At 55.3% G+C, this 23965-nt stretch carries 29 protein-coding genes; all 29 read right to left on the bottom strand.

Translation table 11 applies throughout. The features are described 5' to 3' along the window. Positions 1–105 precede the first annotated feature (105 nt). A complete protein-coding gene (gene rpmJ, locus ACA064_RS28600) occupies positions 106–222 on the bottom strand; it encodes a 50S ribosomal protein L36 (protein WP_002555468.1) in 117 nt (38 codons plus the stop codon). Positions 223–250: 28 nt separating this feature from the next. Beyond that, positions 251–1579 (bottom strand): preprotein translocase subunit SecY, encoded by a 1329-nt coding sequence (gene secY, locus ACA064_RS28605; protein WP_150804241.1) that lies wholly within the window; start codon positions 1577–1579, stop codon positions 251–253. Beyond that, a complete protein-coding gene (gene rplO, locus ACA064_RS28610) occupies positions 1580–2014 on the bottom strand; it encodes a 50S ribosomal protein L15 (RefSeq protein WP_150642939.1) in 435 nt (144 codons plus the stop codon). It lies immediately after the preceding gene. Between the two features lie 3 nt (positions 2015–2017). After that, on the bottom strand, positions 2018–2194 hold the full coding sequence (gene rpmD, locus ACA064_RS28615; RefSeq protein ID WP_003444363.1) for a 50S ribosomal protein L30: 177 nt from the start codon (positions 2192–2194) through the stop codon (positions 2018–2020). A 2-nt stretch (positions 2195–2196) separates the two neighbouring features. Further along, positions 2197–2697 (bottom strand): 30S ribosomal protein S5, encoded by a 501-nt coding sequence (gene rpsE / locus ACA064_RS28620; protein ID WP_003186035.1) that lies wholly within the window; start codon positions 2695–2697, stop codon positions 2197–2199. Between the two features lie 3 nt (positions 2698–2700). Next, entirely contained in the window at positions 2701–3051 is a 351-nt protein-coding gene (gene rplR, locus ACA064_RS28625) for a 50S ribosomal protein L18 (protein ID WP_003186037.1), read from the bottom strand. Positions 3052–3061: 10 nt separating this feature from the next. Next, positions 3062–3595 (bottom strand): 50S ribosomal protein L6, encoded by a 534-nt coding sequence (gene rplF / locus ACA064_RS28630; protein WP_007896774.1) that lies wholly within the window; start codon positions 3593–3595, stop codon positions 3062–3064. 12 nt (positions 3596–3607) lie between these two features. After that, positions 3608–4000: a 30S ribosomal protein S8 gene (rpsH, locus tag ACA064_RS28635; RefSeq protein ID WP_003186040.1), complete on the bottom strand. Its 393-nt coding sequence runs from the start codon at positions 3998–4000 to the stop codon at positions 3608–3610. A 208-nt stretch (positions 4001–4208) separates the two neighbouring features. Next, positions 4209–4514: a 30S ribosomal protein S14 gene (gene rpsN / locus ACA064_RS28640; RefSeq protein ID WP_150642940.1), complete on the bottom strand. Its 306-nt coding sequence runs from the start codon at positions 4512–4514 to the stop codon at positions 4209–4211. A 13-nt stretch (positions 4515–4527) separates the two neighbouring features. After that, entirely contained in the window at positions 4528–5067 is a 540-nt protein-coding gene (gene rplE, locus ACA064_RS28645) for a 50S ribosomal protein L5 (RefSeq protein ID WP_003186044.1), read from the bottom strand. A 20-nt stretch (positions 5068–5087) separates the two neighbouring features. After that, complete coding sequence (gene rplX / locus ACA064_RS28650; RefSeq protein ID WP_150642941.1) at positions 5088–5402, bottom strand: 50S ribosomal protein L24; 315 nt, start codon at positions 5400–5402, stop codon at positions 5088–5090. Between the two features lie 11 nt (positions 5403–5413). Further along, positions 5414–5782 (bottom strand): 50S ribosomal protein L14, encoded by a 369-nt coding sequence (gene rplN, locus ACA064_RS28655; RefSeq protein ID WP_002555479.1) that lies wholly within the window; start codon positions 5780–5782, stop codon positions 5414–5416. 23 nt (positions 5783–5805) lie between these two features. After that, complete coding sequence (gene rpsQ, locus ACA064_RS28660) at positions 5806–6072, bottom strand: 30S ribosomal protein S17 (RefSeq protein WP_003176419.1); 267 nt, start codon at positions 6070–6072, stop codon at positions 5806–5808. A gap of 2 nt (positions 6073–6074) precedes the next feature. Beyond that, positions 6075–6266: a 50S ribosomal protein L29 gene (gene rpmC / locus ACA064_RS28665; protein WP_002555481.1), complete on the bottom strand. Its 192-nt coding sequence runs from the start codon at positions 6264–6266 to the stop codon at positions 6075–6077. Next, positions 6266–6679 carry a 50S ribosomal protein L16 gene (gene rplP / locus ACA064_RS28670; RefSeq protein ID WP_027898303.1) on the bottom strand — a complete coding sequence of 138 codons (414 nt, stop codon included), beginning with the start codon at positions 6677–6679 and terminating at the stop codon, positions 6266–6268. The genes rpmC and rplP overlap by 1 nt, the downstream gene beginning before the upstream one ends. A gap of 12 nt (positions 6680–6691) precedes the next feature. Then, positions 6692–7378 (bottom strand): 30S ribosomal protein S3, encoded by a 687-nt coding sequence (gene rpsC / locus ACA064_RS28675; RefSeq protein WP_003176422.1) that lies wholly within the window; start codon positions 7376–7378, stop codon positions 6692–6694. A gap of 13 nt (positions 7379–7391) precedes the next feature. After that, on the bottom strand, positions 7392–7724 hold the full coding sequence (gene rplV, locus ACA064_RS28680) for a 50S ribosomal protein L22 (protein WP_003210077.1): 333 nt from the start codon (positions 7722–7724) through the stop codon (positions 7392–7394). A gap of 13 nt (positions 7725–7737) precedes the next feature. Then, positions 7738–8013: a 30S ribosomal protein S19 gene (gene rpsS / locus ACA064_RS28685; protein WP_002555486.1), complete on the bottom strand. Its 276-nt coding sequence runs from the start codon at positions 8011–8013 to the stop codon at positions 7738–7740. A gap of 16 nt (positions 8014–8029) precedes the next feature. Then, a complete protein-coding gene (gene rplB, locus ACA064_RS28690) occupies positions 8030–8854 on the bottom strand; it encodes a 50S ribosomal protein L2 (protein ID WP_003176423.1) in 825 nt (274 codons plus the stop codon). A 14-nt stretch (positions 8855–8868) separates the two neighbouring features. Further along, a complete protein-coding gene (rplW, locus tag ACA064_RS28695) occupies positions 8869–9168 on the bottom strand; it encodes a 50S ribosomal protein L23 (protein ID WP_002555488.1) in 300 nt (99 codons plus the stop codon). Further along, positions 9165–9767 carry a 50S ribosomal protein L4 gene (gene rplD / locus ACA064_RS28700; protein ID WP_497671123.1) on the bottom strand — a complete coding sequence of 201 codons (603 nt, stop codon included), beginning with the start codon at positions 9765–9767 and terminating at the stop codon, positions 9165–9167. The genes rplW and rplD overlap by 4 nt, the downstream gene beginning before the upstream one ends. Before the next feature lie 12 nt (positions 9768–9779). Further along, positions 9780–10415: a 50S ribosomal protein L3 gene (gene rplC, locus ACA064_RS28705; RefSeq protein WP_003186059.1), complete on the bottom strand. Its 636-nt coding sequence runs from the start codon at positions 10413–10415 to the stop codon at positions 9780–9782. 80 nt (positions 10416–10495) lie between these two features. Further along, positions 10496–10807 carry a 30S ribosomal protein S10 gene (rpsJ, locus tag ACA064_RS28710; protein WP_003186070.1) on the bottom strand — a complete coding sequence of 104 codons (312 nt, stop codon included), beginning with the start codon at positions 10805–10807 and terminating at the stop codon, positions 10496–10498. Positions 10808–10947: 140 nt separating this feature from the next. Continuing rightward, positions 10948–12141: an elongation factor Tu gene (tuf, locus tag ACA064_RS28715; RefSeq protein ID WP_497671124.1), complete on the bottom strand. Its 1194-nt coding sequence runs from the start codon at positions 12139–12141 to the stop codon at positions 10948–10950. Positions 12142–12171: 30 nt separating this feature from the next. Continuing rightward, positions 12172–14274, bottom strand: a complete 2103-nt coding sequence (gene fusA, locus ACA064_RS28720; RefSeq protein ID WP_497671125.1) for an elongation factor G — start codon at positions 14272–14274, stop codon at positions 12172–12174. Positions 14275–14304: 30 nt separating this feature from the next. Continuing rightward, positions 14305–14775: a 30S ribosomal protein S7 gene (gene rpsG, locus ACA064_RS28725; RefSeq protein WP_010490886.1), complete on the bottom strand. Its 471-nt coding sequence runs from the start codon at positions 14773–14775 to the stop codon at positions 14305–14307. A 119-nt stretch (positions 14776–14894) separates the two neighbouring features. Further along, the gene (gene rpsL / locus ACA064_RS28730) at positions 14895–15266 is read right to left on the bottom strand and encodes a 30S ribosomal protein S12 (RefSeq protein WP_002555494.1); all 372 of its coding nucleotides are present in this window, start codon (positions 15264–15266) and stop codon (positions 14895–14897) included. A 218-nt stretch (positions 15267–15484) separates the two neighbouring features. Next, entirely contained in the window at positions 15485–19684 is a 4200-nt protein-coding gene (gene rpoC / locus ACA064_RS28735; protein ID WP_497671126.1) for a DNA-directed RNA polymerase subunit beta', read from the bottom strand. 64 nt (positions 19685–19748) lie between these two features. Continuing rightward, complete coding sequence (rpoB, locus tag ACA064_RS28740) at positions 19749–23822, bottom strand: DNA-directed RNA polymerase subunit beta (protein ID WP_497671127.1); 4074 nt, start codon at positions 23820–23822, stop codon at positions 19749–19751. Between the last annotated feature and the right edge of the window lie 143 nt (positions 23823–23965).

Genomic DNA, 23965 nt, shown 5'->3' on the forward strand with positions numbered 1-23965 from the left:
ACCTACGCCCCGGAAGCCAAGAAATAGGGCGCGAGATAATATCGCTGTAATAACAAATAATCAACCCAGCAGCGCACTAGCTGCTGGGCTTCAAGCGGATCACACTCAGCCTTGGCGCTGTTTGTGACGCGGTTCCGCGCTGCAAATTACTCGAACAACACCTTCGCGGCGAATAATCTTGCAGTTACGGCACAGCTTTTTCACCGATGCACGAACTTTCATCACCAACTCCTCGAACCTTATGGGTGCTTCAGCGCAGCATGCCGCTGCCGTAGCCCTTCAGGTTGGCTTTCTTCATCAGGGATTCGTACTGGTGCGAAACGAGGTGCGATTGTACTTGGGACATGAAGTCCATAACAACCACGACCACGATCAGCAACGAGGTCCCGCCAAGGTAGAACGGAACGTTTGCTGCAACCACCAGGAACTGGGGCAGCAGGCACACGGCCGTCATATATAGAGCACCGAACATGGTCAAGCGGGTCAGAACGCCATCAATATAGCGCGCAGACTGCTCACCTGGACGGATGCCCGGAATAAAGGCACCGGACTTCTTCAGGTTTTCCGCTACGTCTTTCGGATTGAACATCAACGCCGTATAGAAGAAGCAGAAGAAAATAATCCCTGCACTAAACAGCAGAATATTCAACGGCTGACCAGGAGCGATCGACTGCGAGATGTCCTGCAGCCAGCCCATACCTTCAGACTGACCAAACCAGGCACCCAACGAAGCCGGGAACAGCAAAATGCTGCTCGCGAAGATAGCAGGAATAACACCGGCCATATTCACTTTCAGCGGCAAGTGGCTAGTCTGCGCAGCAAACACCTTGCGGCCCTGCTGACGCTTGGCGTAATGAACGGCGATACGCCGCTGACCACGTTCAATGAAAACCACAAAACCGATAATCGCTACTGCCAGCAAACCGATGGCAACCAGGGCGAAAATGTTGATATCACCCTGACGTGCAGACTCGAAAGACTGCCCGACCGCACTCGGAAGACCGGCGACGATACCTGCGAAAATCAACATCGAGATACCGTTGCCAACACCACGCTCAGTAATCTGCTCACCTAGCCACATCATGAACATCGCACCAGCCACAAAAGTGGATACCGCGATGAAATGGAAGCCAAAGTCACCAGTGAACGCAACGCCCTGCCCTGCCAGGCCAACGGACATGCCGATAGCCTGAACAAGAGCAAGGACGACGGTGCCGTAGCGGGTGTACTGGCTAATCTTGCGACGGCCAGCTTCACCTTCCTTCTTCAACTGCTCCAGCTGCGGGCTGACGGCGGTCATCAGCTGCATGATGATCGATGCCGAAATGTACGGCATGATCCCCAGTGCAAAGATGCTCATCCGTTCCAGCGCACCGCCGGAAAACATGTTGAACAAGCTAAGAATGGTCCCCTCATTCTGTCGAAACAGGTCTGCGAGTCGGTCCGGGTTGATACCTGGAACCGGGATGTGTGCGCCTATTCGGTAGACGATAATCGCCAGGAACAGAAAACGCAGACGAGCCCAGAGTTCAGACATACCGCCTTTGCCGAGCGCAGAGAGAGCACCTTGCTTAGCCATTTATTCCTCGAACTTGCCGCCAGCTGCTTCGATAGCCGCACGCGCACCTTTGGTGGCGGCGATACCCTTGATGGTGACTGCGCGAGTAACTTCACCGGACAACATGATTTTCACACGTTGTACGTTTTGGTTAATCACGTTGGCATCCTTCAGGGACTGCACGGTGACGATGTCGCCTTCCACTTTAGACAGCTCGGACAGACGCACTTCTGCGCGGTCCATGGCCTTCAGGGAAACGAAACCGAATTTCGGCAGGCGACGATGCAGCGGCTGTTGACCGCCTTCAAAGCCCGGAGCAATGGTGCCACCGGAGCGGGAGGACTGACCTTTGTGACCACGGCCACCAGTCTTACCCAAACCACTACCGATACCACGGCCCGGACGATGCTTCTCGCGACGGGAACCCGGCGCAGGACTCAGATCATTGAGTTTCATCGATTAACCCTCGACACGCAGCATGTAGTAAGCCTTGTTGATCATCCCGCGATTCTCGGGAGTATCAAGTACTTCTACAGTGTGACCGATGCGACGCAGACCCAGACCCTTGATGCACAATTTGTGATTAGGGATTCGGCCGGTCATGCTTTTGATCAGCGTTACTTTAACGGTAGCCATGATCAGAAGATCTCCTTGACGCTTTTGCCACGCTTGGCGGCAATGGACTCAGGAGATTGCATAGCTTTCAAACCTTTGAAAGTGGCGTGAACCACGTTTACCGGGTTAGTCGAGCCGTAGCACTTGGCCAGAACGTTCTGAACGCCAGCAACTTCGAGGACAGCACGCATAGCGCCGCCAGCGATGATACCGGTACCTTCAGAAGCAGGCTGCATGTACACCTTCGAAGCGCCATGGGCGGACTTCATTGCGTACTGCAGCGTGGTGCCGTTCAGATCAACTTGGATCATGTTGCGGCGAGCAGCTTCCATTGCCTTCTGGATCGCGGCAGGCACTTCACGTGACTTGCCACGGCCGAAGCCAACGCGCCCTTTACCATCACCAACCACGGTCAACGCGGTGAAAGTGAAGATACGGCCGCCTTTAACGGTTTTGGCTACGCGGTTAACTTGAACCAGCTTCTCGATGTAGCCTTCGTCGCGCTTTTGGTCGTTATTTGACATAACTTAGAACTCCAGCCCAGCTTCACGAGCAGCATCAGCCAGCGCCTTGACGCGACCGTGGTACTTGAAGCCAGAGCGGTCGAAAGCCACCTGCGAGACGCCAGCGGCTTTAGCACGCGTAGCGACCAGCTGGCCAACCTTAGTGGCCGCGTCGATGTTGCCAGTGGCGCCATCACGCAGTTCTTTATCCAAAGTCGAGGCACTTGCCAGGACTTTGTTGCCGTCGGCCGAAATGACCTGGGCGTAGATGTGCTGCGACGAGCGGAACACGCAGAGACGCACGACTTCGAGTTCGTGCATTTTCAGGCGTGCTTTGCGAGCGCGACGCAGTCGAGTAACTTTTTTGTCGGTCATTTGCTATGCCCTACTTCTTCTTGGCTTCTTTACGACGGACGACTTCGTCCGCGTAGCGCACACCTTTGCCTTTGTACGGCTCTGGTGGACGGAAGTCGCGGATCTCGGCGGCCACTTGACCTACCAGCTGCTTATCGATACCCCGGATAAGGATATCGGTCTGGCTAGGAGTCTCAGCGGTGATGCCTTCCGGCAGTTCGTAATCCACTGGGTGCGAGAAGCCAAGAGCCAGGTTCAGCACTGTGCCTTTTGCTTGCGCTTTGTAACCAACACCGACCAGCTGGAGCTTGCGCTCGAAGCCTTGGCTTACGCCTTGGACCATGTTGTTTACCAACGCACGAGTGGTACCGGCCATTGCGCGAGTCTGTTGATCGCCATTGCGAGCAGCGAAACGCAGCTCACCAGCTTCTTCAACGATCTCAACGGACGAATGGATGTTCAGTTCTAGAGTACCCTTGGCACCCTTCACCGAAAGCTGTTGGCCTGCGAATTTGACTTCGACACCGGCTGGCAGCTTAACGGGGTTCTTAGCGACGCGTGACATGCTTATCCCCCCTTAGAACACTGTGCAAAGAACTTCGCCGCCGACACCGGCAGCGCGCGCAGCACGATCCGTCATCACACCTTTGTTGGTGGAGACGATAGACACACCGAGACCGCCACGAACTTTTGGCAGATCATCGACGGACTTGTACTGACGCAGGCCTGGACGGCTAACGCGCTTCACTTCTTCGATGACCGGACGGCCTTCGAAATATTTCAGCTCGATGGATAGCAACGGCTTGATTTCGCTGCTGATCTGATAACCCGCGATGTAACCTTCGTCCTTGAGGACTTTTGCTACAGCTACCTTCAACGTGGAAGATGGCATGCTTACGACGGACTTTTCAGCCATCTGGGCATTACGGATTCGAGTTAGCATGTCCGCTAACGGGTCCTGCATACTCATGGGCTAGACGCTCCTAATACAAAAAAATTAGCCTTGCGGCTACTACCTTCGCCGAGAAACTCCGCACGAAAAAAGCACGGGCTCAGGCGAGCCGGGTATTCTAGACACACCCCACAAATGAATCAAGCCCCAATAGGGGCTTGATTCAGATTCAAGGCCACCGACGGTCAGGATCTTGCGATTCCGAACGTCGAGACTTTGACAGTACTTACCAGCTGGCTTTAACCAGACCTGGTACGTCACCACGCATTGCCGCTTCACGCAATTTGTTACGGCCAAGGCCGAACTTGCGGTAAACGCCGTGTGGACGACCAGTCAGGCGGCAGCGGTTACGCATGCGCGAGGCGCTTGCGTCACGTGGCTGCTTCTGCAGAGCGACTGTAGCTTCCCAACGTGCTTCTGGACTTGCGTTCAGATCAACGATGATAGCTTTCAGTGCTGCACGCGCCTTGGCGTACTTGGCAACCGTGAGCTGACGCTTCAGCTCGCGGTTTTTCATGCTCATCTTGGCCATTTTCCTACTCCAATCAGTTGCGGAACGGGAATTTGAAAGCGCGCAGCAGTGCGCGACCTTCATCATCCGTCCGAGCAGTGGTGGTCAGGGTAATGTCCAGACCGCGGAGAGCATCGATCTTGTCGTAGTCGATTTCCGGGAAGATGATCTGCTCTTTAACGCCCATGCTGTAGTTACCACGACCATCGAAGGACTTGGCATTCAGGCCGCGAAAGTCGCGAACCCGAGGCAGGGAGATCGACAGCAGACGATCCAGGAATTCATACATACGCTCACGGCGCAGAGTCACTTTGACGCCGATCGGCCAACCTTCACGGACTTTAAAGCCAGCGATGGATTTCCGAGCGTAAGTCACAACGACTTTTTGACCGGTGATCTTTTCCAGGTCAGCAACAGCGTGCTCGATGACTTTTTTGTCGCCGATCGCTTCGCCCAGACCCATGTTCAGGGTGATTTTGGTAACGCGCGGAACTTCCATCACGTTCGAAAGCTTAAGTTCTTCCTTAAGTTTCGGTGCGATTTCCTTCCGGTAAATCTCTTTTAGTCGTGCCATGGTCTTCTACCTAGCAGTGTTCAAGCATCAACCGCTTTTTGGGTCGACTTGAAGACACGAATTTTCTTGCCTTCTTCTACTTTGAAACCAACGCGGTCAGCCTTGTTGGTTTCGCCGTTGAAAATGGCGACGTTAGAAGCGTGCAGTGGCGCTTCTTTCTCGACGATACCGCCTTGTACGCCCGACGCAGGGTTAGGCTTGGTATGACGCTTAACCAGGTTCAGACCACCAACGACCAGACGGTCGTCAGCGAGAACCTTAAGCACCTTACCGCGCTTACCTTTGTCTTTGCCGGCGATCACGATGATCTCGTCGTCACGACGAATCTTTTGCATGTCGGATCTCCTTACAGCACTTCTGGGGCGAGCGAGACGATCTTCATGAACTTCTCAGTACGAAGTTCACGGGTCACTGGCCCAAAGATACGGGTGCCGATCGGCTCTTGCTTGTTGTTCAGAAGAACAGCAGCGTTGCCATCAAAGCGGATAATGGAGCCATCTGCACGGCGAACGCCGTGACGAGTGCGGACTACAACAGCAGTCATCACTTGGCCTTTTTTCACTTTACCGCGAGGAATTGCTTCCTTCACGGTAACTTTGATGATGTCACCGATACCAGCGTAACGACGATGGGAGCCACCCAGCACCTTGATGCACATAACACGGCGAGCGCCGCTGTTATCGGCCACATCGAGCATGGATTGAGTCTGAATCATATAATTTCTCCGACCCCTAGTCCTTAGACTTCCACAGCGCGTTCGAGAACATCAACCAGTGCCCAAGACTTGGTCTTGGCCAGGGGACGAGTTTCACGAATAGTGACTTTGTCGCCGATGTGGCACTGGTTGGTTTCGTCGTGCGCGTGCAGCTTAGTCGAACGCTTAACATATTTACCGTAGATCGGGTGCTTAACGCGGCGCTCGATCAGAACGGTGATGGTTTTGTCCATCTTGTCGCTGACAACACGGCCAGTCAGCGTACGGACAGTTTTTTCGGCTTCAGCCATGATCACTTACCTGCCTGCTGGTTAAGCACAGTCTTCACGCGAGCAATGTCACGCTTAACTTGCGAGAGCAGATGAGACTGCCCCAACTGGCCAGTTGCTTTCTGCATACGCAGATTGAACTGGTCGCGCAGCAGGCCGAGCAGTTGCTCGTTCAGCTGCTGTGCGGATTTTTCACGAAGTTCATTCGCTTTCATCACATCACCGTCCGTTTAACAAAGGAGGTGGCGAGCGGCAGCTTTGCAGCAGCCAGGGCGAAAGCCTCACGCGCCAGCTCTTCAGAAACACCCTCGATTTCATACAGGACTTTGCCTGGCTGAATCTGGGCAACCCAGTATTCGACGTTACCCTTACCTTTACCCATCCGAACTTCGAGTGGCTTCTTGGTTACAGGCTTGTCCGGGAATACACGGATCCAGATCTTGCCGCCACGTTTAACGTGACGGGTCAGTGCACGACGCGCTGACTCGATCTGACGAGCGGTGAGACGACCACGAGCTACAGACTTCAGCGCATACTCGCCGAAGCTGACTTTGCTACCGCGCAATGCCAAGCCACGGTTGTGGCCAGTCATCTGCTTGCGGAACTTCGTACGCTTTGGTTGCAACATTTGGCGTACCCCTTACTTAGCAGCTTTTTTACGAGGCGCTGGTGCTTGTGGTTTCAGCTCTTCTTGGCGACCACCAATTACTTCGCCTTTGAAGATCCAAACCTTTACACCGATCACACCGTAGGTGGTGTGAGCTTCGTAGTTGGCATAGTCGATGTCGGCACGCAGGGTGTGCAGTGGCACACGACCTTCGCGATACCATTCAGTACGTGCGATTTCAGCACCGCCGAGACGACCGCTCACTTGGATTTTGATGCCTTTGGCACCAATGCGCATGGCGTTTTGTACAGCGCGCTTCATAGCGCGACGGAACATTACGCGACGCTCCAGCTGCTGAGCTACGCTCTGCGCAACCAGCATACCGTCGAGCTCCGGCTTACGGATCTCTTCGATATTGATGTGCACAGGCACACCCATTTGCTTGGTCAGGTCCTGACGCAGTTTCTCAACATCTTCACCTTTCTTCCCGATAACGATACCCGGGCGAGCGGTGTGGATGGTGATACGTGCAGTTTGGGCCGGACGATGGATATCGATACGGCTTACGGACGCGCTTTTTAGTTTGTCTTGGAGATACTCACGCACCTTCAGATCAGCGAACAAATAGTCCGCATAAGTCCGGCCGTCTGCATACCAGACGGAGGTGTGTTCCTTGACGATTCCCAGGCGAATGCCAATGGGATGTACTTTCTGACCCATCTCTTCGACTCCGTTACTTGTCAGCAACCTTGACAGTGATATGGCAAGACCGCTTGACGATGCGATCAGCACGGCCTTTGGCACGTGGCATGATTCGCTTCAGCGAACGCCCTTCGTTGACGAAAACGGTGCTGACTTTAAGGTCATCAACGTCTGCGCCTTCGTTATGCTCGGCGTTGGCTACGGCCGACTCCAGCACTTTCTTGATGATCTCGGCGGCTTTCTTACTGCTGAAAGCCAACAGGTTGAGCGCTTCGCCCACCTTCTTCCCGCGGATCTGGTCGGCGACCAAGCGGGCTTTCTGGGCGGAGATTCGAGCGCCCGACAACTTAGCGGCTACTTCCATCATTCCTTACCCCTTAACGCTTGGCTTTCTTGTCTGCCACGTGCCCACGATATGTGCGGGTACCGGCAAACTCGCCTAGTTTGTGGCCGACCATGTCTTCGTTCACGAGAACTGGAACATGTTGACGACCGTTATGCACAGCAATGGTCAGACCGACCATTTGTGGCAGGATCATGGAACGGCGCGACCAGGTTTTAACTGGTTTGCGATCGTTCTTTTCCGCCGCCACTTCGATCTTCTTCAGTAGGTGAAGATCAATAAAAGGACCTTTTTTCAGAGAACGTGGCACTGTCGTATCCCTCTATTTACTTGCGACGACGGACGATCATTTTGTCGGTACGCTTATTACCACGAGTCTTCGCGCCCTTAGTCGGGAAGCCCCATGGCGATACCGGATGACGACCACCAGAGGTACGACCTTCACCACCACCATGTGGGTGGTCAACCGGGTTCATGGCAACACCACGAACGGTTGGGCGAACGCCACGCCAGCGTTTGGCACCAGCTTTACCCAGCGAACGCAGGCTGTGCTCGGAGTTCGAGACTTCGCCCAGGGTCGCACGGCATTCAGCCAATACTTTACGCATCTCACCAGAGCGCAGACGCAGGGTCACGTAGACACCTTCACGAGCGATCAGCTGAGCCGAAGCACCAGCGGAACGAGCGATTTGCGCGCCTTTACCCGGCTTCAATTCGATGCCGTGTACGGTGCTACCAACTGGAATGTTACGCAGTTGCAGAGCGTTGCCCGGCTTGATCGGCGCCAAAGCACCTGCGATCAGCTGGTCGCCAGCACTCACGCCTTTAGGGGCGATGATGTAGCGGCGCTCGCCATCTGCGTACAGCAGCAGAGCGATGTGAGCAGTACGGTTTGGATCGTATTCGATACGCTCGACAGTGGCAGAGATGCCATCTTTGTCGTTACGACGGAAGTCGACCAGACGATAATGCTGCTTATGACCACCACCGATGTGACGAGTGGTAATACGGCCATTGTTGTTACGACCACCAGTCTTCGATTTCTTCTCGAGCAGCGGTGCGTGAGGAGCGCCTTTATGCAGCTCCTGGTTGACCACCTTGACCACAAAACGGCGGCCAGGGGAAGTCGGTTTGCATTTAACGATTGCCATGATGCACCCCTTCCTTACTCAGCACTGCTGCTGAAATCGAGATCTTGGCCTGGCTGAAGGGAGATAACTGCCTTCTTCCAGTCATTACGCTTGCCCAGACCGCGAGCAGTGCGCTTGCTCTTACCCAGAACATTCAGGGTAGTAACACGCTCTACTTTCACGCTGAACAGGCTTTCGACGGCCTTCTTGATTTCCAGCTTGGTTGCGTCAGTAGCAACCTTGAAAACGAACTGGCCTTTCTTGTCTGCCAGAACCGTAGCCTTCTCGGAAACGTGCGGGCCAAGCAGAACTTTAAATACGCGTTCCTGGTTCATCCCAGCAGCTCCTCGAATTTCTTCACGGCCGACACGGTGATCAACACCTTGTCGTATGCGATCAGACTAACTGGATCGGAACCTTGCACGTCACGTACATCAACGTGTGGCAGGTTGCGAGCAGCCAGGTACAGGTTCTGATCAACAGCATCGGACACGATCAGGACATCAGTCAGACCCATGCCATTCAGCTTGTTCAGCAGATCTTTGGTTTTCGGTGCTTCAACAGCGAAGTCCTGAACCACGACCAGACGATCAGTACGCACCAGTTCAGCAAGGATGGAACGCATTGCTGCGCGATACATCTTCTTGTTGAGCTTCTGGGAGTGATCCTGTGGACGAGCTGCGAAAGTGGCACCGCCGCCACGCCAGATTGGGCTACGGATAGTACCGGCACGAGCACGGCCAGTACCTTTCTGACGCCATGGGCGCTTACCGCCACCACGAACGTCGGAACGGGTCTTTTGCTGCTTGGTACCCTGACGGCCGCCAGCCATGTAGGCCACGACTGCTTGGTGAACCAGTGTCTCGTTGAACTCGCCGCCAAATGTCAGTTCGGAAACTTCGATCGCTTGAGCGTCATTTACATTTAATTGCATGTCAGCTTCCCCTTAACCGCGAGCCTTGGCCGCTGGACGTACAACCAGGTTGCCGCCAGTAGCGCCAGGAACAGCACCCTTGACCAACAACAGATTGCGTTCAGCGTCGACGCGCACTACTTCGAGGGACTGCACGGTCACGCGCTCAGCGCCCATATGACCGGACATTTTTTTGCCCTTGAATACACGACCAGGAGTCTGGCACTGGCCAATAGAGCCCGGGACGCGGTGGGAAACGGAGTTACCGTGAGTGTTGTCTTGGCCACGGAAATTCCAACGCTTGATCGTACCCTGGAAGCCTTTACCCTTGGACTGACCGGTCACATCGACCAGTTGACCAGCGGCGAAGATTTCAGCGTTGATCAGATCGCCTGCCTGGTACTCGCCTTCTTCAAGGCGGAATTCCATTACGGTACGACCAGCTGCAACGTTTGCTTTAGCGAAGTGACCTGCTTGAGCAGCAGTCACACGCGAAGCACGACGCTCGCCGACAGTGACTTGCACTGCACGATAGCCATCGGTTTCTTCAGTTTTGAACTGGGTGACGCGATTCGGCTCGATCTCAATGACCGTGACCGGAATGGAGACACCTTCTTCGGTGAAAATACGGGTCATACCGCATTTACGACCGACTACACCAATAGTCATGTTGTAAACCTCATGAGTGTACGGGGCTTTCACCCGCTATGGCCGCCCATTTCAGAGCGTTACACGACTAAGACCGAGTCTTAGCCGAGGCTGATCTGTACTTCCACACCGGCCGCAAGATCAAGCTTCATAAGTGCATCAACGGTTTTATCCGTTGGCTGGACGATGTCCAGTACGCGCTTATGAGTACGGATCTCGTACTGGTCGCGCGCGTCTTTGTTGACGTGCGGGGAGACCAGAACGGTGAACCGTTCTTTACGGGTAGGCAGTGGAATCGGACCACGCACTTGAGCACCAGTACGTTTCGCGGTTTCCACGATTTCCTGGGTGGATTGGTCGATCAGGCGATGGTCAAAAGCCTTCAACCTGATACGGATTTGCTGATTTTGCATTGGATTTCAGACTCCAGGCTGCTATTCCCACCGAGCGCAATACGCCCGTTAAAAGGAGGCGCAATTCTATAGACGGGCCCACACAGTGTCAACCCAATAAAAAAGCCCCCGCAAGCGGGGGCTCTTTCATCAATCAACGCTTAGGCGATGATTTTGGCTACGACGCCAGCGCCGACGGTACGACCGCCTTCACGAATAGCGAAACGCAGACCATCTTCCATTGCGATGGTTTTGATCAGGGTGACAACCATTTTCACGTTGTCGCCTGGCATTACCATTTCAACGCCTTCCGGCAGTTCGCAGTTACCGGTCACGTCAGTGGTCCGGAAGTAGAACTGTGGACGGTAGCCTTTGAAGAACGGAGTGTGACGACCGCCTTCTTCTTTGCTCAACACATACACTTCAGCTTCGAAGGTGGTGTGCGGCTTGACCGAACCTGGCTTGACCAGAACCTGGCCACGCTCAACGTCGTCACGCTTGGTACCACGCAGCAGAACGCCACAGTTCTCGCCAGCACGACCTTCGTCGAGCAGCTTACGGAACATTTCAACACCGGTGCAGGTGGTGACGGTAGTGTCACGCAGACCAACGATTTCCAGTGGATCCTGAACCTTGACGATACCGCGCTCGATACGACCGGTCACAACAGTACCGCGACCCGAGATCGAGAATACGTCTTCGATTGGCATCAGGAACGGCTTGTCGATAACACGGACTGGATCTGGAATGTAGCTGTCCAGAGTCTCAACCAGTTTACGAACGGCAGTGGTGCCCATTTCGTTGTCGTCTTGGCCGTTCAGAGCCATCAGAGCGGAACCGATGATGATCGGAGTGTCGTCGCCCGGGAAGTCGTAAGTGCTCAGCAGATCGCGCACTTCCATCTCAACCAGTTCCAGCAACTCAGCGTCGTCAACCATGTCAGCCTTGTTCAGGAAGACAACGATGTACGGAACGCCTACCTGACGGGACAGCAGGATGTGCTCACGGGTTTGTGGCATCGGACCATCAGCGGCCGAACAAACCAGGATAGCGCCGTCCATCTGTGCAGCACCGGTGATCATGTTCTTCACATAGTCAGCGTGACCTGGGCAGTCAACGTGAGCGTAGTGACGGATCAGCGAGTTGTATTCAACGTGTGCGGTGTTGATGGTGATACCACGAGCCTTTTCTTCCGGTGCGCTGTCGATCTTGTCGAAAGCTACAGCGGCCGAACCGAAAACTTCGGAGCAGACACGAGTCAGAGCTGCAGTCAGCGTGGTTTTACCGTGGTCAACGTGACCAATGGTGCCAACGTTGACGTGCGGGAGGGTACGGTCAAATTTTTCTTTAGCCACGACAATTAACTCCTTGCCTAAAGGGCTGAATCAGCCTTGTTTTTTAGTGACAGCTTCGACGATATGCGACGGAGCTACATCGTATTTTTTGAATTCCATAGAGTAGCTCGCGCGACCCTGAGACATGGAACGGACGTCGGTCGCATAACCGAACATCTCACCCAACGGAACTTCGGCGCGAATCACTTTGCCGGAGACCGTATCTTCCATACCCAAGATCATGCCGCGACGACGATTCAAGTCGCCCATCACGTCACCCATATAGTCCTCAGGTGTAACAACCTCTACCGCCATCACCGGCTCAAGCAGCACACCACCACCTTTGGTGGCCAGCTGTTTGGTCGCCATGGAAGCAGCCACCTTGAACGCCATCTCGTTGGAGTCGACGTCGTGGTAAGAACCATCGAAAACGGTCGCCTTCAGGCCGATCAGCGGATAGCCGGCGACAACGCCGTTCTTCATCTGCTCTTCGATACCCTTCTGGATAGCCGGGATGTATTCCTTAGGAACCACACCACCAACCACTTCGTTCACGAATTGCAGACCTTCCTGACCTTCGTCAGCAGGTGCAAAACGGATCCAGCAGTGGCCGAACTGACCACGACCGCCGGACTGGCGAACGAACTTGCCTTCGATCTCACAAGCCTTCGTGATCTTCTCACGATAGGAAACCTGTGGCTTACCGATGTTGGCTTCGACGTTGAACTCACGGCGCATCCGGTCAACCAGGATGTCCAGGTGCAACTCGCCCATGCCAGAGATGATCGTTTGACCGGTCTCTTCATCAGTCTTGACGCGGAAAGACGGGTCTTCCTGAGCAAGTTTGCCCAGAGCGATACCCATTTTTTCCTGGTCGTCCTTGGTCTTGGGCTCAACGGCAACCGAAATAACCGGCTCCGGGAAGTCCATGCGAACCAGGATGATTGGCTTGTCAGCGGAGCACAGGGTGTCACCAGTGGTGACGTCCTTCATGCCGATCAGGGCCGCGATGTCGCCAGCGCGTACTTCCTTGATCTCTTCGCGGGTGTTTGCGTGCATTTGCACCATACGACCCACGCGCTCTTTCTTGCCTTTAACCGAGTTGATCACGCCGTCGCCGGAGCTCAACACACCCGAGTAAACACGAGCAAAGGTCAAGGTACCCACGAATGGGTCGGTAGCGATTTTGAATGCCAGAGCCGAGAACGGTTCGCTGTCATCTGCATGACGCTCCATCTCGATGGTCTCGTCATCCGGGTCGGTACCCTTGATCGCAGGAATGTCTACCGGTGCAGGCAGGTAGTCGATAACGGCGTCGAGAACCAGGGGAACACCCTTGTTCTTGAACGACGAACCGCAAACAGCTAGAACGATTTCACCAGCAATGGTGCGCTGACGCAGACCAGATTTGATTTCCGCGATGGTGAGTTCTTCACCTTCGAGGTACTTGTTCATCAGCTCTTCGCTGGCTTCGGCCGCAGCCTCGATCATGTTGCTGCGCCACTCTTCAGCCAATTCCTGCAGTTCTGCAGGGATTGCTTCGCGACGAGGAGCCATGCCCTTGTCAGCGTCATCCCAGTAGACCGCTTCCATGTTGATCAGATCGATCTGACCCTGGAAGTTGTCTTCTGCACCGATAGCCAATTGGATTGGCACCGGAGTGTGACCCAGACGCTGCTTGATCTGACCGATCACGCGCAGGAAGTTAGCACCGGCACGGTCCATCTTGTTTACGTAAACAAGACGTGGAACGCCGTATTTATTGGCTTGACGCCATACGGTTTCCGACTGTGGCTCAACACCCGAGGTACCGCAGAACACAACGACTGCGCCATCGAGTACGCGCAACGAGCGCTCTACTTCAATGGTGAAGTCTACGTGGCCCGGGGTATCGATGATGTTGAAGCGATACTTGTCGAACTGCTTGGCAGAACCCGACCAGAAGGCCGTGGTTGCAGCGGAGGTGATAGTGATACCACGCTCCTGCTCCTGCACCATCCAGTCCATGGTCGCGGCGCCATCATGCACCTCGCCCATTTTGTGGTTTACGCCAGTGTAAAAAAGGACGCGCTCGGTGGTGGTGGTTTTGCCAGCATCCACGTGAGCGACGATACCGATGTTACGGTAGCGGTTAATCGGAGTAGTACGAGCCATAAAGCCCTCGCAAAATTATTGACGCTAAAATTAGAAGCGGTAGTGCGAGAAAGCCTTGTTGGCTTCAGCCATACGGTGCACGTCTTCACGCTTCTTAACTGCAGCACCTTTACCTTCAGCAGCGTCCAACAGTTCGCCAGCCAAACGCAGAGCCATAGACTTCTCGCCGCGCTTGCGGGCGAAGTCTACCAACCAGCGCATTGCCAGGGCGTTACGACGGGACGGACGAACTTCGACCGGAACCTGGTAAGTAGCACCGCCTACACGGCGCGACTTCACTTCGACCAGCGGAGCGATGGCGTCGAGAGCTTTCTCGAAGATTTCCAGGGGATCGCTGTTCTTGCGTTCTTTAACCTTGTCCAGCGCGCCATAAACGATACGCTCGGCAACGGCTTTCTTGCCGCTTTCCATCACGTGGTTCATGAACTTGGCCAGGATTTGGCTTCCGTATTTTGGATCGTCAAGCACTTCGCGCTTGGCTGCTACGCGTCTTCTTGGCATGGATAAGCCCTCAAACGGTCTTCAGGTTCGCTCGGAATCGGTGCCCTTTCGGGACGCCTCCGACCTTACTCTTATCGACTCAGAAAAATAGATAATTCAGTTTTTACAAAAAGCCGCTACTACTTAGGCTTCTTGGTACCGTACTTCGAACGACCCTGGTTACGACCTTTAACGCCGGAAGTATCCAAGGAGCCGCGAACGGTGTGGTAACGAACACCTGGCAAGTCTTTTACACGACCGCCGCGGATCAGTACCACGCTGTGCTCTTGCAGGTTGTGGCCTTCACCGCCGATGTACGAGGAAACCTCGAAACCGTTGGTCAGACGCACACGGCATACTTTACGCAGTGCCGAGTTAGGTTTTTTCGGCGTAGTGGTATACACGCGAGTGCATACGCCACGACGTTGCGGGCAGTTCTGCAGCGCAGGCACGTCGGATTTCTCGACGATACGCTTACGCGGCTGACGTACCAGCTGGTTGATAGTTGCCATCTACTAGCTCCACTGTTGTCTTGCGACGCTATTGTCTTGCAAGAAAAGCAAAATGGCAGGAACGAATTCCCGCCAAATTTAGGGGTACAAGAGTCTAAAGAGCTTCTCGTCCCCAGTCAAGGCAAGGCCCCGACCTCCCTACCCTTCCAACCCTGGGGAAAGATCCCCAGGCTGGTCAGGCAGGGCTGCCAGGGCCCGACACTTATTTACCGCAGAACTCAGTTACCGCTCGAGTTCAGTGCTTCGGTCAGTGCAGCTTCCACTTCACTGGCGCTCACGCGCAACGGCTTGTCAGCATCACGGCGACGTTTGCGCTCGCTGTGATAAGCCAGACCGGTACCGGCCGGGATCAGACGACCCACGACCACGTTTTCTTTCAGGCCGCGCAGGTAATCGCGCTTGCCGGTTACCGCCGCTTCGGTCAGTACGCGAGTGGTCTCCTGGAAAGAGGCCGCCGAGATGAACGATTCGGTGGACAACGACGCCTTGGTGATACCCAGCAGAACGCGAGTGAACTTGGAAACGAATTTCTCGTCCGCGCTCAAACGCTCGTTCTCGACCAAAACGTGAGTCAATTCCATCTGGTCGCCCTTGATGAAAGTGGAATCGCCGGATTCAGCGATTTCAACTTTACGCAGCATCTGACGCAAGATGGTCTCGATGTGCTTATCGTTGATCTTCACGCCTTGCAGACGGTAAACGTCCTGAATCTCGTTAACGATGTACTTGGCCAGCGCACTCACACCCAGCAAACGCAGGATGTCGTGTGGATCGCTCGGACCGTCGGAGATAACTTCGCCGCGGTTAACCTGTTCGCCTTCGAAGACGTTCAGGTGACGCCACTTCGGAATCAGCTCTTCATACGGATCGGTACCGTCGTTCGGGGTAATGACCAGACGGCGCTTGCCTTTGGTCTCTTTACCGAACGCGATGGTGCCGCTGACTTCAGCCAGAATCGAGGCTTCTTTCGGACGACGGGCTTCGAACAAGTCGGCAACACGCGGCAGACCACCTGTAATGTCACGGGTTTTCGAAGTTTCTTGCGGGATACGCGCGATAACATCACCGATCGCAACCTGCACGCCATCCGCCACGCCAACCAGGGCGTTGGCTGGCAGGAAGTACTGAGCCGGTACGTCGGTACCTGGCAACAGCAGATCCTTGCCATCGACACCGACCATCTTCACGGCAGGACGAATGTCTTTACCGGCAGCTGGACGGTCTTTGGCGTCGAGTACTTCAATGTTGGTCATACCGGTCAATTCGTCAGTCTGACGCTTGATCGTGATGCCTTCTTCCATGCCCACGTAGGTCACGGTACCTTTCATTTCGGTAACGATTGGGTGAGTGTGCGGATCCCACTTGGCCACGATAGCGCCAGCGTCGACCTTGTCACCTTCTTTAACCGAAATCACGGCACCGTACGGCAGCTTGTAGCGCTCGCGCTCACGACCGTAGTCATCAGCGATTGCCAGCTCACCGGAACGGGACACAGCAACCAGGCAGCCATCCACTCGCTCAACGTGCTTCAGGTTGTGCAGACGGACGGTACCGCCATTCTTCACCTGAACGCTGTCGGCTGCGGAGGTCCGGCTTGCCGCACCACCGATGTGGAACGTACGCATGGTCAGCTGGGTACCCGGCTCACCGATGGACTGGGCAGCGATAACGCCGACCGCTTCACCGATGTTCACCTGGTGACCACGAGCCAGATCACGGCCGTAGCACTTGGCACAGATGCCATAGCGGGTTTCGCAGCTGATCGGCGAACGTACGATCACTTCGTCGATGCTGTTGAGTTCGATGAACTCGACCCACTTCTCATCAACCAGGGTGCCGGCAGGAACGATAACGTCCTCGGTACCTGGCTTGAATACGTCACGGGCAATGACACGACCCAATACGCGCTCACCCAACGGCTCTACAACGTCACCGCCTTCAATGTGCGGAGTCATTACCAGACCGTGTTCGGTGCCGCAATCGATCTCGGTCACGACCAGATCCTGCGCCACGTCTACCAGACGACGAGTCAGGTAACCGGAGTTCGCAGTTTTCAACGCGGTATCCGCCAAACCTTTACGAGCACCGTGAGTGGAGATGAAGTACTGAAGTACGCTCAAACCTTCACGGAAGTTCGCAGTAATCGGCGTTTCAATGATGGAACCGTCCGGCTTGGCCATCAGGCCACGCATACCGGCGAGCTGACGGATCTGCGCAGCAGAACCCCGTGCGCCCGAGTCGGCCATCATGTACATCGAGTTGAAGGACTCTTGGTCGACTTCGACGCCGTGACGGTCGATAACCCGCTCTTTCGAGAGGTTCGACATCATCGCCTTGGAAACTTCGTCGTTGGCCTTGGACCAAAGGTCGATCACTTTGTTGTACTTCTCGCCCTGGGTTACCAGGCCGGAGGCGTACTGACTTTCGATTTCTTTCACTTCATCGGTAGCAGCACCGATGATGGCCGCTTTCTCATCCGGGATAACGAAGTCGTTAACACCGATGGAAACGCCGGAAATGGTCGAATAGGCAAAACCGGTGTACATCAACTGGTCGGCGAAGATCACGGTCTCTTTCAAACCAACCACGCGGTAGCATTGGTTGATCAGCTTGGAGATCGCCTTTTTCTTCATCGGCTGGTTGACGACGTCGTACGACAGGCCTGGTGGAACAACCTGGAACAACAGCGCACGGCCGACAGTGGTGTCGACGATACGGGTGTTCTTGACGCTGCCACCATCACGATCGTTGACGGTTTCGTTGATCCGCACTTTGACCTTGGCGTGCAGTGCGGCTTCGCCGGCACGGAACACACGGTCAACTTCCTGCAGATCCGCGAACACCCGACCTTCGCCCTTGGCGTTGATCGCTTCACGAGTCATGTAGTACAGACCCAATACAACGTCCTGCGACGGAACGATGATTGGCTCACCGTTGGCTGGCGACAGAATGTTGTTGGTCGACATCATCAACGCACGCGCTTCGAGCTGGGCTTCCAGCGTCAGCGGTACGTGCACGGCCATTTGGTCGCCGTCGAAGTCGGCGTTGTACGCAGCACAGACCAGAGGGTGCAGCTGGATAGCCTTGCCTTCGATCAGTACCGGCTCAAACGCCTGGATACCCAGACGGTGAAGGGTCGGTGCACGGTTGAGGAGAACCGGGTGTTCGCGAATCACTTCAGCGAGAACGTCCCAAACCTCTGGCAGTTCGCGCTCGACCATTTTCTTGGCCGCTTTGATGGTGGTCGCGAGACCACGCATTTCCAGCTTGCCGAAAATGAACGGTTTGAACAGCTCGAGAGCCATTTTCTTCGGCAGACCGCACTGGTGCAGACGCAGGGTCGGACCTACGGTAATTACCGAACGACCGGAGTAGTCAACACGCTTACCGAGCAAGTTCTGACGGAAACGACCCTGCTTACCCTTGATCATGTCAGCCAGGGATTTCAGAGGACGCTTGTTGGAACCGGTGATAGCGCGGCCACGACGACCGTTGTCGAGCAGTGCATCGACGGCTTCCTGCAACATACGCTTTTCGTTGCGCACGATGATGTCCGGAGCGGACAGATCGAGCAGACGCTTCAAGCGGTTGTTACGGTTGATCACTCGACGATACAGATCGTTGAGGTCGGAAGTCGCGAAGCGACCGCCATCCAGCGGGACCAGTGGACGCAGATCTGGCGGCAGAACCGGCAGAACGGTCAGCACCATCCATTCTGGAAGGTTGCCGGAACCCTGGAAGGCTTCCATCAACTTCAGACGCTTGGACAGCTTCTTGATTTTGGTTTCGGAGTTGGTTTGCGGAATTTCTTCACGCAGGCGGCCAATCTCGTGTTCCAGATCGATAGCGTGCAGCAGTTCACGAACGGCTTCGGCACCCATGCGGGCATCGAAATCGTCGCCGAACTCTTCCAGCGCTTCGAAGTACTGCTCGTCGTTGAGCAGCTGACCTTTTTCAAGGGTGGTCATGCCTGGATCGATAACGACATAGCTCTCGAAGTAGAGAACGCGTTCGATATCACGCAGGGTCATGTCCATCAGCAAGCCGATACGGGACGGCAGCGATTTCAGGAACCAGATGTGGGCAACTGGCGAAGCCAGTTCGATGTGCGCCATGCGCTCACGACGAACTTTGGCCAGCGCGACTTCAACGCCGCACTTCTCGCAGATCACACCACGGTGCTTCAAGCGCTTGTACTTACCGCACAGGCACTCGTAATCCTTTACCGGGCCAAAGATCTTGGCGCAGAACAGACCGTCACGTTCTGGTTTGAACGTACGGTAGTTGATGGTTTCCGGCTTTTTAACTTCACCGAACGACCACGAACGGATCATCTCAGGCGATGCCAATCCAATACGGATGGCGTCGAACTCTTCGACTTGACCCTGGTTTTTCAGCAAATTCAGTAGGTCTTTCAAGGCCTTTCCTCCTGGCGGAGCAGAGAGCGGGCAATCCTGCCCCGCTCTCGATTCGCGTCACGTGTTATTCGGTTTCCAGATCGATATCGATGCCGAGGGAACGAATTTCCTTGATCAACACGTTGAAGGACTCGGGCATGCCCGGCTCCATACGGTGATCGCCGTCCACGATGTTTTTGTACATCTTGGTCCGGCCGTTCACATCGTCCGACTTCACTGTGAGCATTTCTTGCAGAGTGTAAGCAGCACCGTATGCTTCCAGTGCCCAGACCTCCATCTCCCCGAAACGCTGACCACCGAACTGCGCCTTACCACCCAGCGGCTGCTGGGTAACCAGGCTGTACGAACCGGTAGAACGAGCGTGCATCTTGTCGTCTACCAAGTGGTTCAGCTTCAGCATGTACATGTAGCCAACAGTAACCGGGCGCTCGAACTTGTTGCCGGTACGGCCGTCGGTCAGCTGCATCTGGCCGCTTTCTGGCAGGTCCGCCAGTTTCAGCATGGCCTTGATTTCGCTTTCCTTGGCACCGTCGAACACTGGAGTGGCCATTGGAACGCCGCCACGCAGGTTCTTCGCCAGATCCAGGATTTCCTGGTCGGAGAAGCTGTCCAGATCTTCGTTGCGACCGCCGATCTCGTTGTAGATCTCGTGCAGGAACTTGCGCAGATCGGCAACTTTACGCTGCTCTTCGATCATGCGGTTGATCTTCTCGCCCAGACCTTTGGCCGCGAGGCCCAGGTGGGTTTCGAGGATCTGACCAACGTTCATACGCGAAGGTACGCCCAACGGGTTGAGGACGACGTCGACCGGGGTGCCATTGGCATCGTGCGGCATGTCTTCAACCGGCATGATCACGGAGACCACACCTTTGTTACCGTGACGACCGGCCATCTTGTCGCCCGGCTGGATGCGACGACGGATTGCCAGGTAAACCTTGACGATTTTCAGCACGCCTGGAGCCAGGTCATCGCCCTGCTGCAGTTTGCGCTTCTTGTCTTCGAACTTGTCGTCCAGCAGACGGCGGCGATCAACGATGTAGGCCTGAGCCTTCTCGAGCTGCTCGTTCAGAGCATCTTCCGCCATGCGCAGCTTGAACCACTGACCATGCTCAAGACCGTCGAGAACTTCGTCGGTGATTTCCTGACCTTTCTTCAGGCCGGCGCCGCCTTCGGCTTTGTGGCCGACCAGAGCGGAACGCAGACGTTCGAAAGTCGCGCCTTCAACGATACGGAACTCTTCGTTCAGATCCTTGCGGATCTCGTCGAGCTGAGTCTTCTCGATCGACAGTGCACGAGCATCACGCTCAACGCCGTCGCGGGTGAAGACCTGTACGTCGATGACGGTACCCTTGGTGCCGGTAGGCACGCGCAGGGAAGTGTCTTTAACGTCGCTGGCTTTTTCACCGAAGATGGCTCGCAACAGCTTCTCTTCCGGAGTCAGCTGGGTCTCGCCTTTCGGAGTGACCTTACCGACCAGAATGTCGCCTGCGCCAACTTCAGCACCTACATAAACGATACCGGCTTCGTCCAGCTTGTTCAGTGCAGCTTCACCCACGTTCGGGATGTCTGCAGTGATTTCCTCTGGCCCAAGCTTGGTGTCACGTGCCACACAGGTCAGTTCCTGGATGTGGATCGTGGTGAAGCGATCTTCCTGAACAACACGCTCGGACAGGCAGATGGAGTCTTCGAAGTTGTAACCGTTCCAGGCCATGAACGCGATGCGCATGTTCTGACCCAAAGCCAGCTCACCCATATCGGTGGACGGACCATCAGCCATGATGTCGCTGCGCTGAACCCGATCACCCTTGCGAACCAGCGGACGCTGGTTGATGCAGGTGTTCTGGTTGGAGCGGGTGTACTTGGTCAGGTTGTAGATGTCGACACCGGCTTCACCGGTTTCAACTTCATCATCAGCAACACGAACCACGATACGGCTGGCATCAACGGAGTCGATCACGCCGCCACGACGAGCCACGACGCAAACGCCGGAGTCACGGGCTACGTTACGCTCCATGCCGGTACCGACCAGCGGCTTGTCAGCACGCAGGGTAGGTACAGCCTGACGCTGCATGTTCGAACCCATCAACGCACGGTTGGCGTCATCGTGCTCGAGGAACGGGATCAGCGACGCTGCAACCGAAACTACCTGCTTCGGCGATACGTCCATCAAGGTGACGTCTTCCGGCGCCTTGACGGTGAACTCGTTCAAGTGACGAACAGCTACCAGTTCGTCGATCAGCATTTTCTTGTCGTTCATCGTGGCCGAAGCCTGAGCGATCACGTGATCAGCTTCTTCGATGGCGGACAGGAACACGATCTCGTCGGTGACCAGAGCGTCTTTCACCACACGGTACGGGCTTTCGAGGAAGCCGTACTGGTTGGTGCGCGCATAGGCAGCCAGGGAGTTGATCAGACCGATGTTCGGACCTTCCGGCGTTTCAATCGGGCATACACGACCGTAGTGAGTCGGGTGTACGTCACGAACTTCAAAGCCAGCGCGCTCACGAGTCAAACCGCCAGGACCGAGTGCAGAAACACGACGCTTGTGGGTGATCTCGGACAGCGGGTTGTTCTGGTCCATGAACTGGGAAAGCTGGCTGGAACCGAAGAACTCTTTCACCGCCGCAGCCACTGGCTTGGCATTGATCAGGTCTTGCGGCATCAGGCCTTCGCTTTCAGCCATCGACAGACGCTCTTTGACCGCACGCTCAACACGTACCAGGCCAACGCGGAACTGGTTCTCGGCCATCTCGCCTACGCAGCGAACACGACGGTTACCCAGGTGGTCGATGTCATCGACGATGCCTTTACCGTTACGGATGTCGACCAGAGTCTTCAGAACCGCGACGATGTCTTCCTTGCACAACACGCCCGAACCTTCGATCTCGGTACGACCGATACGACGGTTGAACTTCATCCGGCCGACCGCAGACAGGTCATAGCGCTCAGGGCTGAAGAACAGGTTGTTGAACAGGGTCTCGGCGGCGTCTTTGGTTGGTGGCTCGCCAGGACGCATCATGCGATAGATCTCGACCAGCGCTTCCAATTGGTTGCTGGTGGAGTCGATCTTCAGGGTGTCGGAGACGAACGGACCGCAGTCGATATCGTTGGTGTACAGAGTCTCGATGCGAACGACCTGAGCCTTGGCGATTTTTGCCAGGATCTCGGTATTCAGCTCGGTGTTGCACTCTGCCAGGATTTCGCCGGTTGCCGGATGCACGATGACCTTGGCGGTAGTGCGACCCAGGACATAGTCCAGGGGCATAACCAACTCTTTGATCCCGGCTTTTTCCAGCTGGTTGATGTGGCGAGCGGTGATACGACGACCCTGCTCGACAATAACCTTGCCTTTGTCATCGAGGATATCGATGACAGCGATTTCACCACGCAGGCGCTGAGGCACCAGTTCCAGGTTGAGGGTTTCGCCGCTCACATGGAAAACGTTGGTGGTGTAGAACGCGTCGAGCACTTGTTCAGTGGTATAGCCGAGCGCACGCAGCAGTACCGATGCAGGCAGCTTGCGACGACGGTCGATACGCACGAACACGCAGTCTTTCGGGTCGAACTCGAAGTCCAGCCACGAACCGCGGTAAGGGATGATACGCGCGGAGTACAGCAGTTTACCGGAGCTGTGCGTCTTGCCGCGGTCGTGGTCGAAGAACACGCCCGGGGAACGGTGCAACTGGGAAACGATTACGCGCTCGGTACCGTTGATTACGAAGGTACCGTTCTCAGTCATCAGGGGGATTTCACCCATGTAGACTTCTTGCTCTTTGATGTCCTTGATCGCTTTGTTCGACGATTCTTTGTCGAAAATGATCAGACGGACTTTTACCCGCAAAGGTACGGCGTACGTGACACCGCGCAGCACGCATTCTTTCACATCAAATGCCGGTTCGCCCAGGCGATAACCGACGTACTCCAGCGCAGCATTGCCGGAGTAGCTGATGATCGGGAAAACGGATTTGAAGGCCGCATGCAGGCCCACGTCGCGGAACTGATCTTTAGTCGCTCCCGCCTGCAAGAATTCACGATACGAATCCAGCTGGATTGCCAGGAGATACGGCACATCCATGACGTCCGGCAACTTGCTAAAGTCCTTGCGGATACGTTTTTTCTCAGTATATGAGTAAGCCATCAGCGTTCCCCAGCTTGGTCACCTGCTTGTTTGGCCCCTCCCGACGGGAGCAGCCAGAAAATCTTGCAAACCCCATGGTTTGCGCCACCGCATCGGGTGGTTACAGCGCGTTAGAGGCGACGACCGAGTCGATTGCCAATAAC

This window comes from Pseudomonas sp. LBUM1658, assembly GCF_059716055.1.

What these genes read in the sequence shown, in the direction of transcription:
- rplE (WP_003186044.1), bottom strand. Translation starts at nt 5,067, where the DNA reads ATGGCACGACTAAAAGAGATTTACCGGAAGGAAATCGCACCGAAACTT.
- rplF (WP_007896774.1), bottom strand. Translation starts at nt 3,595, where the DNA reads ATGTCACGCGTCGCTAAGAACCCCGTTAAGCTGCCAGCCGGTGTCGAA.
- rpmC (WP_002555481.1), bottom strand. Translation starts at nt 6,266, where the DNA reads ATGAAAGCGAATGAACTTCGTGAAAAATCCGCACAGCAGCTGAACGAG.
- rpsG (WP_010490886.1), bottom strand. Translation starts at nt 14,775, where the DNA reads ATGCCAAGAAGACGCGTAGCAGCCAAGCGCGAAGTGCTTGACGATCCA.
- rpsQ (WP_003176419.1), bottom strand. Translation starts at nt 6,072, where the DNA reads ATGGCTGAAGCCGAAAAAACTGTCCGTACGCTGACTGGCCGTGTTGTC.
- rplX (WP_150642941.1), bottom strand. Translation starts at nt 5,402, where the DNA reads ATGCAAAAGATTCGTCGTGACGACGAGATCATCGTGATCGCCGGCAAA.
- rplW (WP_002555488.1), bottom strand. Translation starts at nt 9,168, where the DNA reads ATGAACCAGGAACGCGTATTTAAAGTTCTGCTTGGCCCGCACGTTTCC.
- rplN (WP_002555479.1), bottom strand. Translation starts at nt 5,782, where the DNA reads ATGATTCAGACTCAATCCATGCTCGATGTGGCCGATAACAGCGGCGCT.
- rplP (WP_027898303.1), bottom strand. Translation starts at nt 6,679, where the DNA reads ATGTTGCAACCAAAGCGTACGAAGTTCCGCAAGCAGATGACTGGCCAC.
- fusA (WP_497671125.1), bottom strand. Translation starts at nt 14,274, where the DNA reads ATGGCTCGTACTACTCCGATTAACCGCTACCGTAACATCGGTATCGTC.
- rpsL (WP_002555494.1), bottom strand. Translation starts at nt 15,266, where the DNA reads ATGGCAACTATCAACCAGCTGGTACGTCAGCCGCGTAAGCGTATCGTC.
- rpsJ (WP_003186070.1), bottom strand. Translation starts at nt 10,807, where the DNA reads ATGCAAAATCAGCAAATCCGTATCAGGTTGAAGGCTTTTGACCATCGC.
- rplO (WP_150642939.1), bottom strand. Translation starts at nt 2,014, where the DNA reads ATGAAACTCAATGATCTGAGTCCTGCGCCGGGTTCCCGTCGCGAGAAG.
- rpsN (WP_150642940.1), bottom strand. Translation starts at nt 4,514, where the DNA reads ATGGCCAAGATGAGCATGAAAAACCGCGAGCTGAAGCGTCAGCTCACG.
- secY (WP_150804241.1), bottom strand. Translation starts at nt 1,579, where the DNA reads ATGGCTAAGCAAGGTGCTCTCTCTGCGCTCGGCAAAGGCGGTATGTCT.
- rplD (WP_497671123.1), bottom strand. Translation starts at nt 9,767, where the DNA reads ATGCAATTAAATGTAAATGACGCTCAAGCGATCGAAGTTTCCGAACTG.
- rpmD (WP_003444363.1), bottom strand. Translation starts at nt 2,194, where the DNA reads ATGGCTACCGTTAAAGTAACGCTGATCAAAAGCATGACCGGCCGAATC.
- rplB (WP_003176423.1), bottom strand. Translation starts at nt 8,854, where the DNA reads ATGGCAATCGTTAAATGCAAACCGACTTCCCCTGGCCGCCGTTTTGTG.
- rplV (WP_003210077.1), bottom strand. Translation starts at nt 7,724, where the DNA reads ATGGAAGTAGCCGCTAAGTTGTCGGGCGCTCGAATCTCCGCCCAGAAA.
- rplR (WP_003186037.1), bottom strand. Translation starts at nt 3,051, where the DNA reads ATGACCGACAAAAAAGTTACTCGACTGCGTCGCGCTCGCAAAGCACGC.
- rpoB (WP_497671127.1), bottom strand. Translation starts at nt 23,822, where the DNA reads ATGGCTTACTCATATACTGAGAAAAAACGTATCCGCAAGGACTTTAGC.
- rpsC (WP_003176422.1), bottom strand. Translation starts at nt 7,378, where the DNA reads ATGGGTCAGAAAGTACATCCCATTGGCATTCGCCTGGGAATCGTCAAG.
- rpmJ (WP_002555468.1), bottom strand. Translation starts at nt 222, where the DNA reads ATGAAAGTTCGTGCATCGGTGAAAAAGCTGTGCCGTAACTGCAAGATT.
- rpsH (WP_003186040.1), bottom strand. Translation starts at nt 4,000, where the DNA reads ATGAGTATGCAGGACCCGTTAGCGGACATGCTAACTCGAATCCGTAAT.
- rplC (WP_003186059.1), bottom strand. Translation starts at nt 10,415, where the DNA reads ATGACTATTGGTGTAGTCGGTCGTAAATGCGGTATGACCCGTATTTTC.
- rpsE (WP_003186035.1), bottom strand. Translation starts at nt 2,697, where the DNA reads ATGTCAAATAACGACCAAAAGCGCGACGAAGGCTACATCGAGAAGCTG.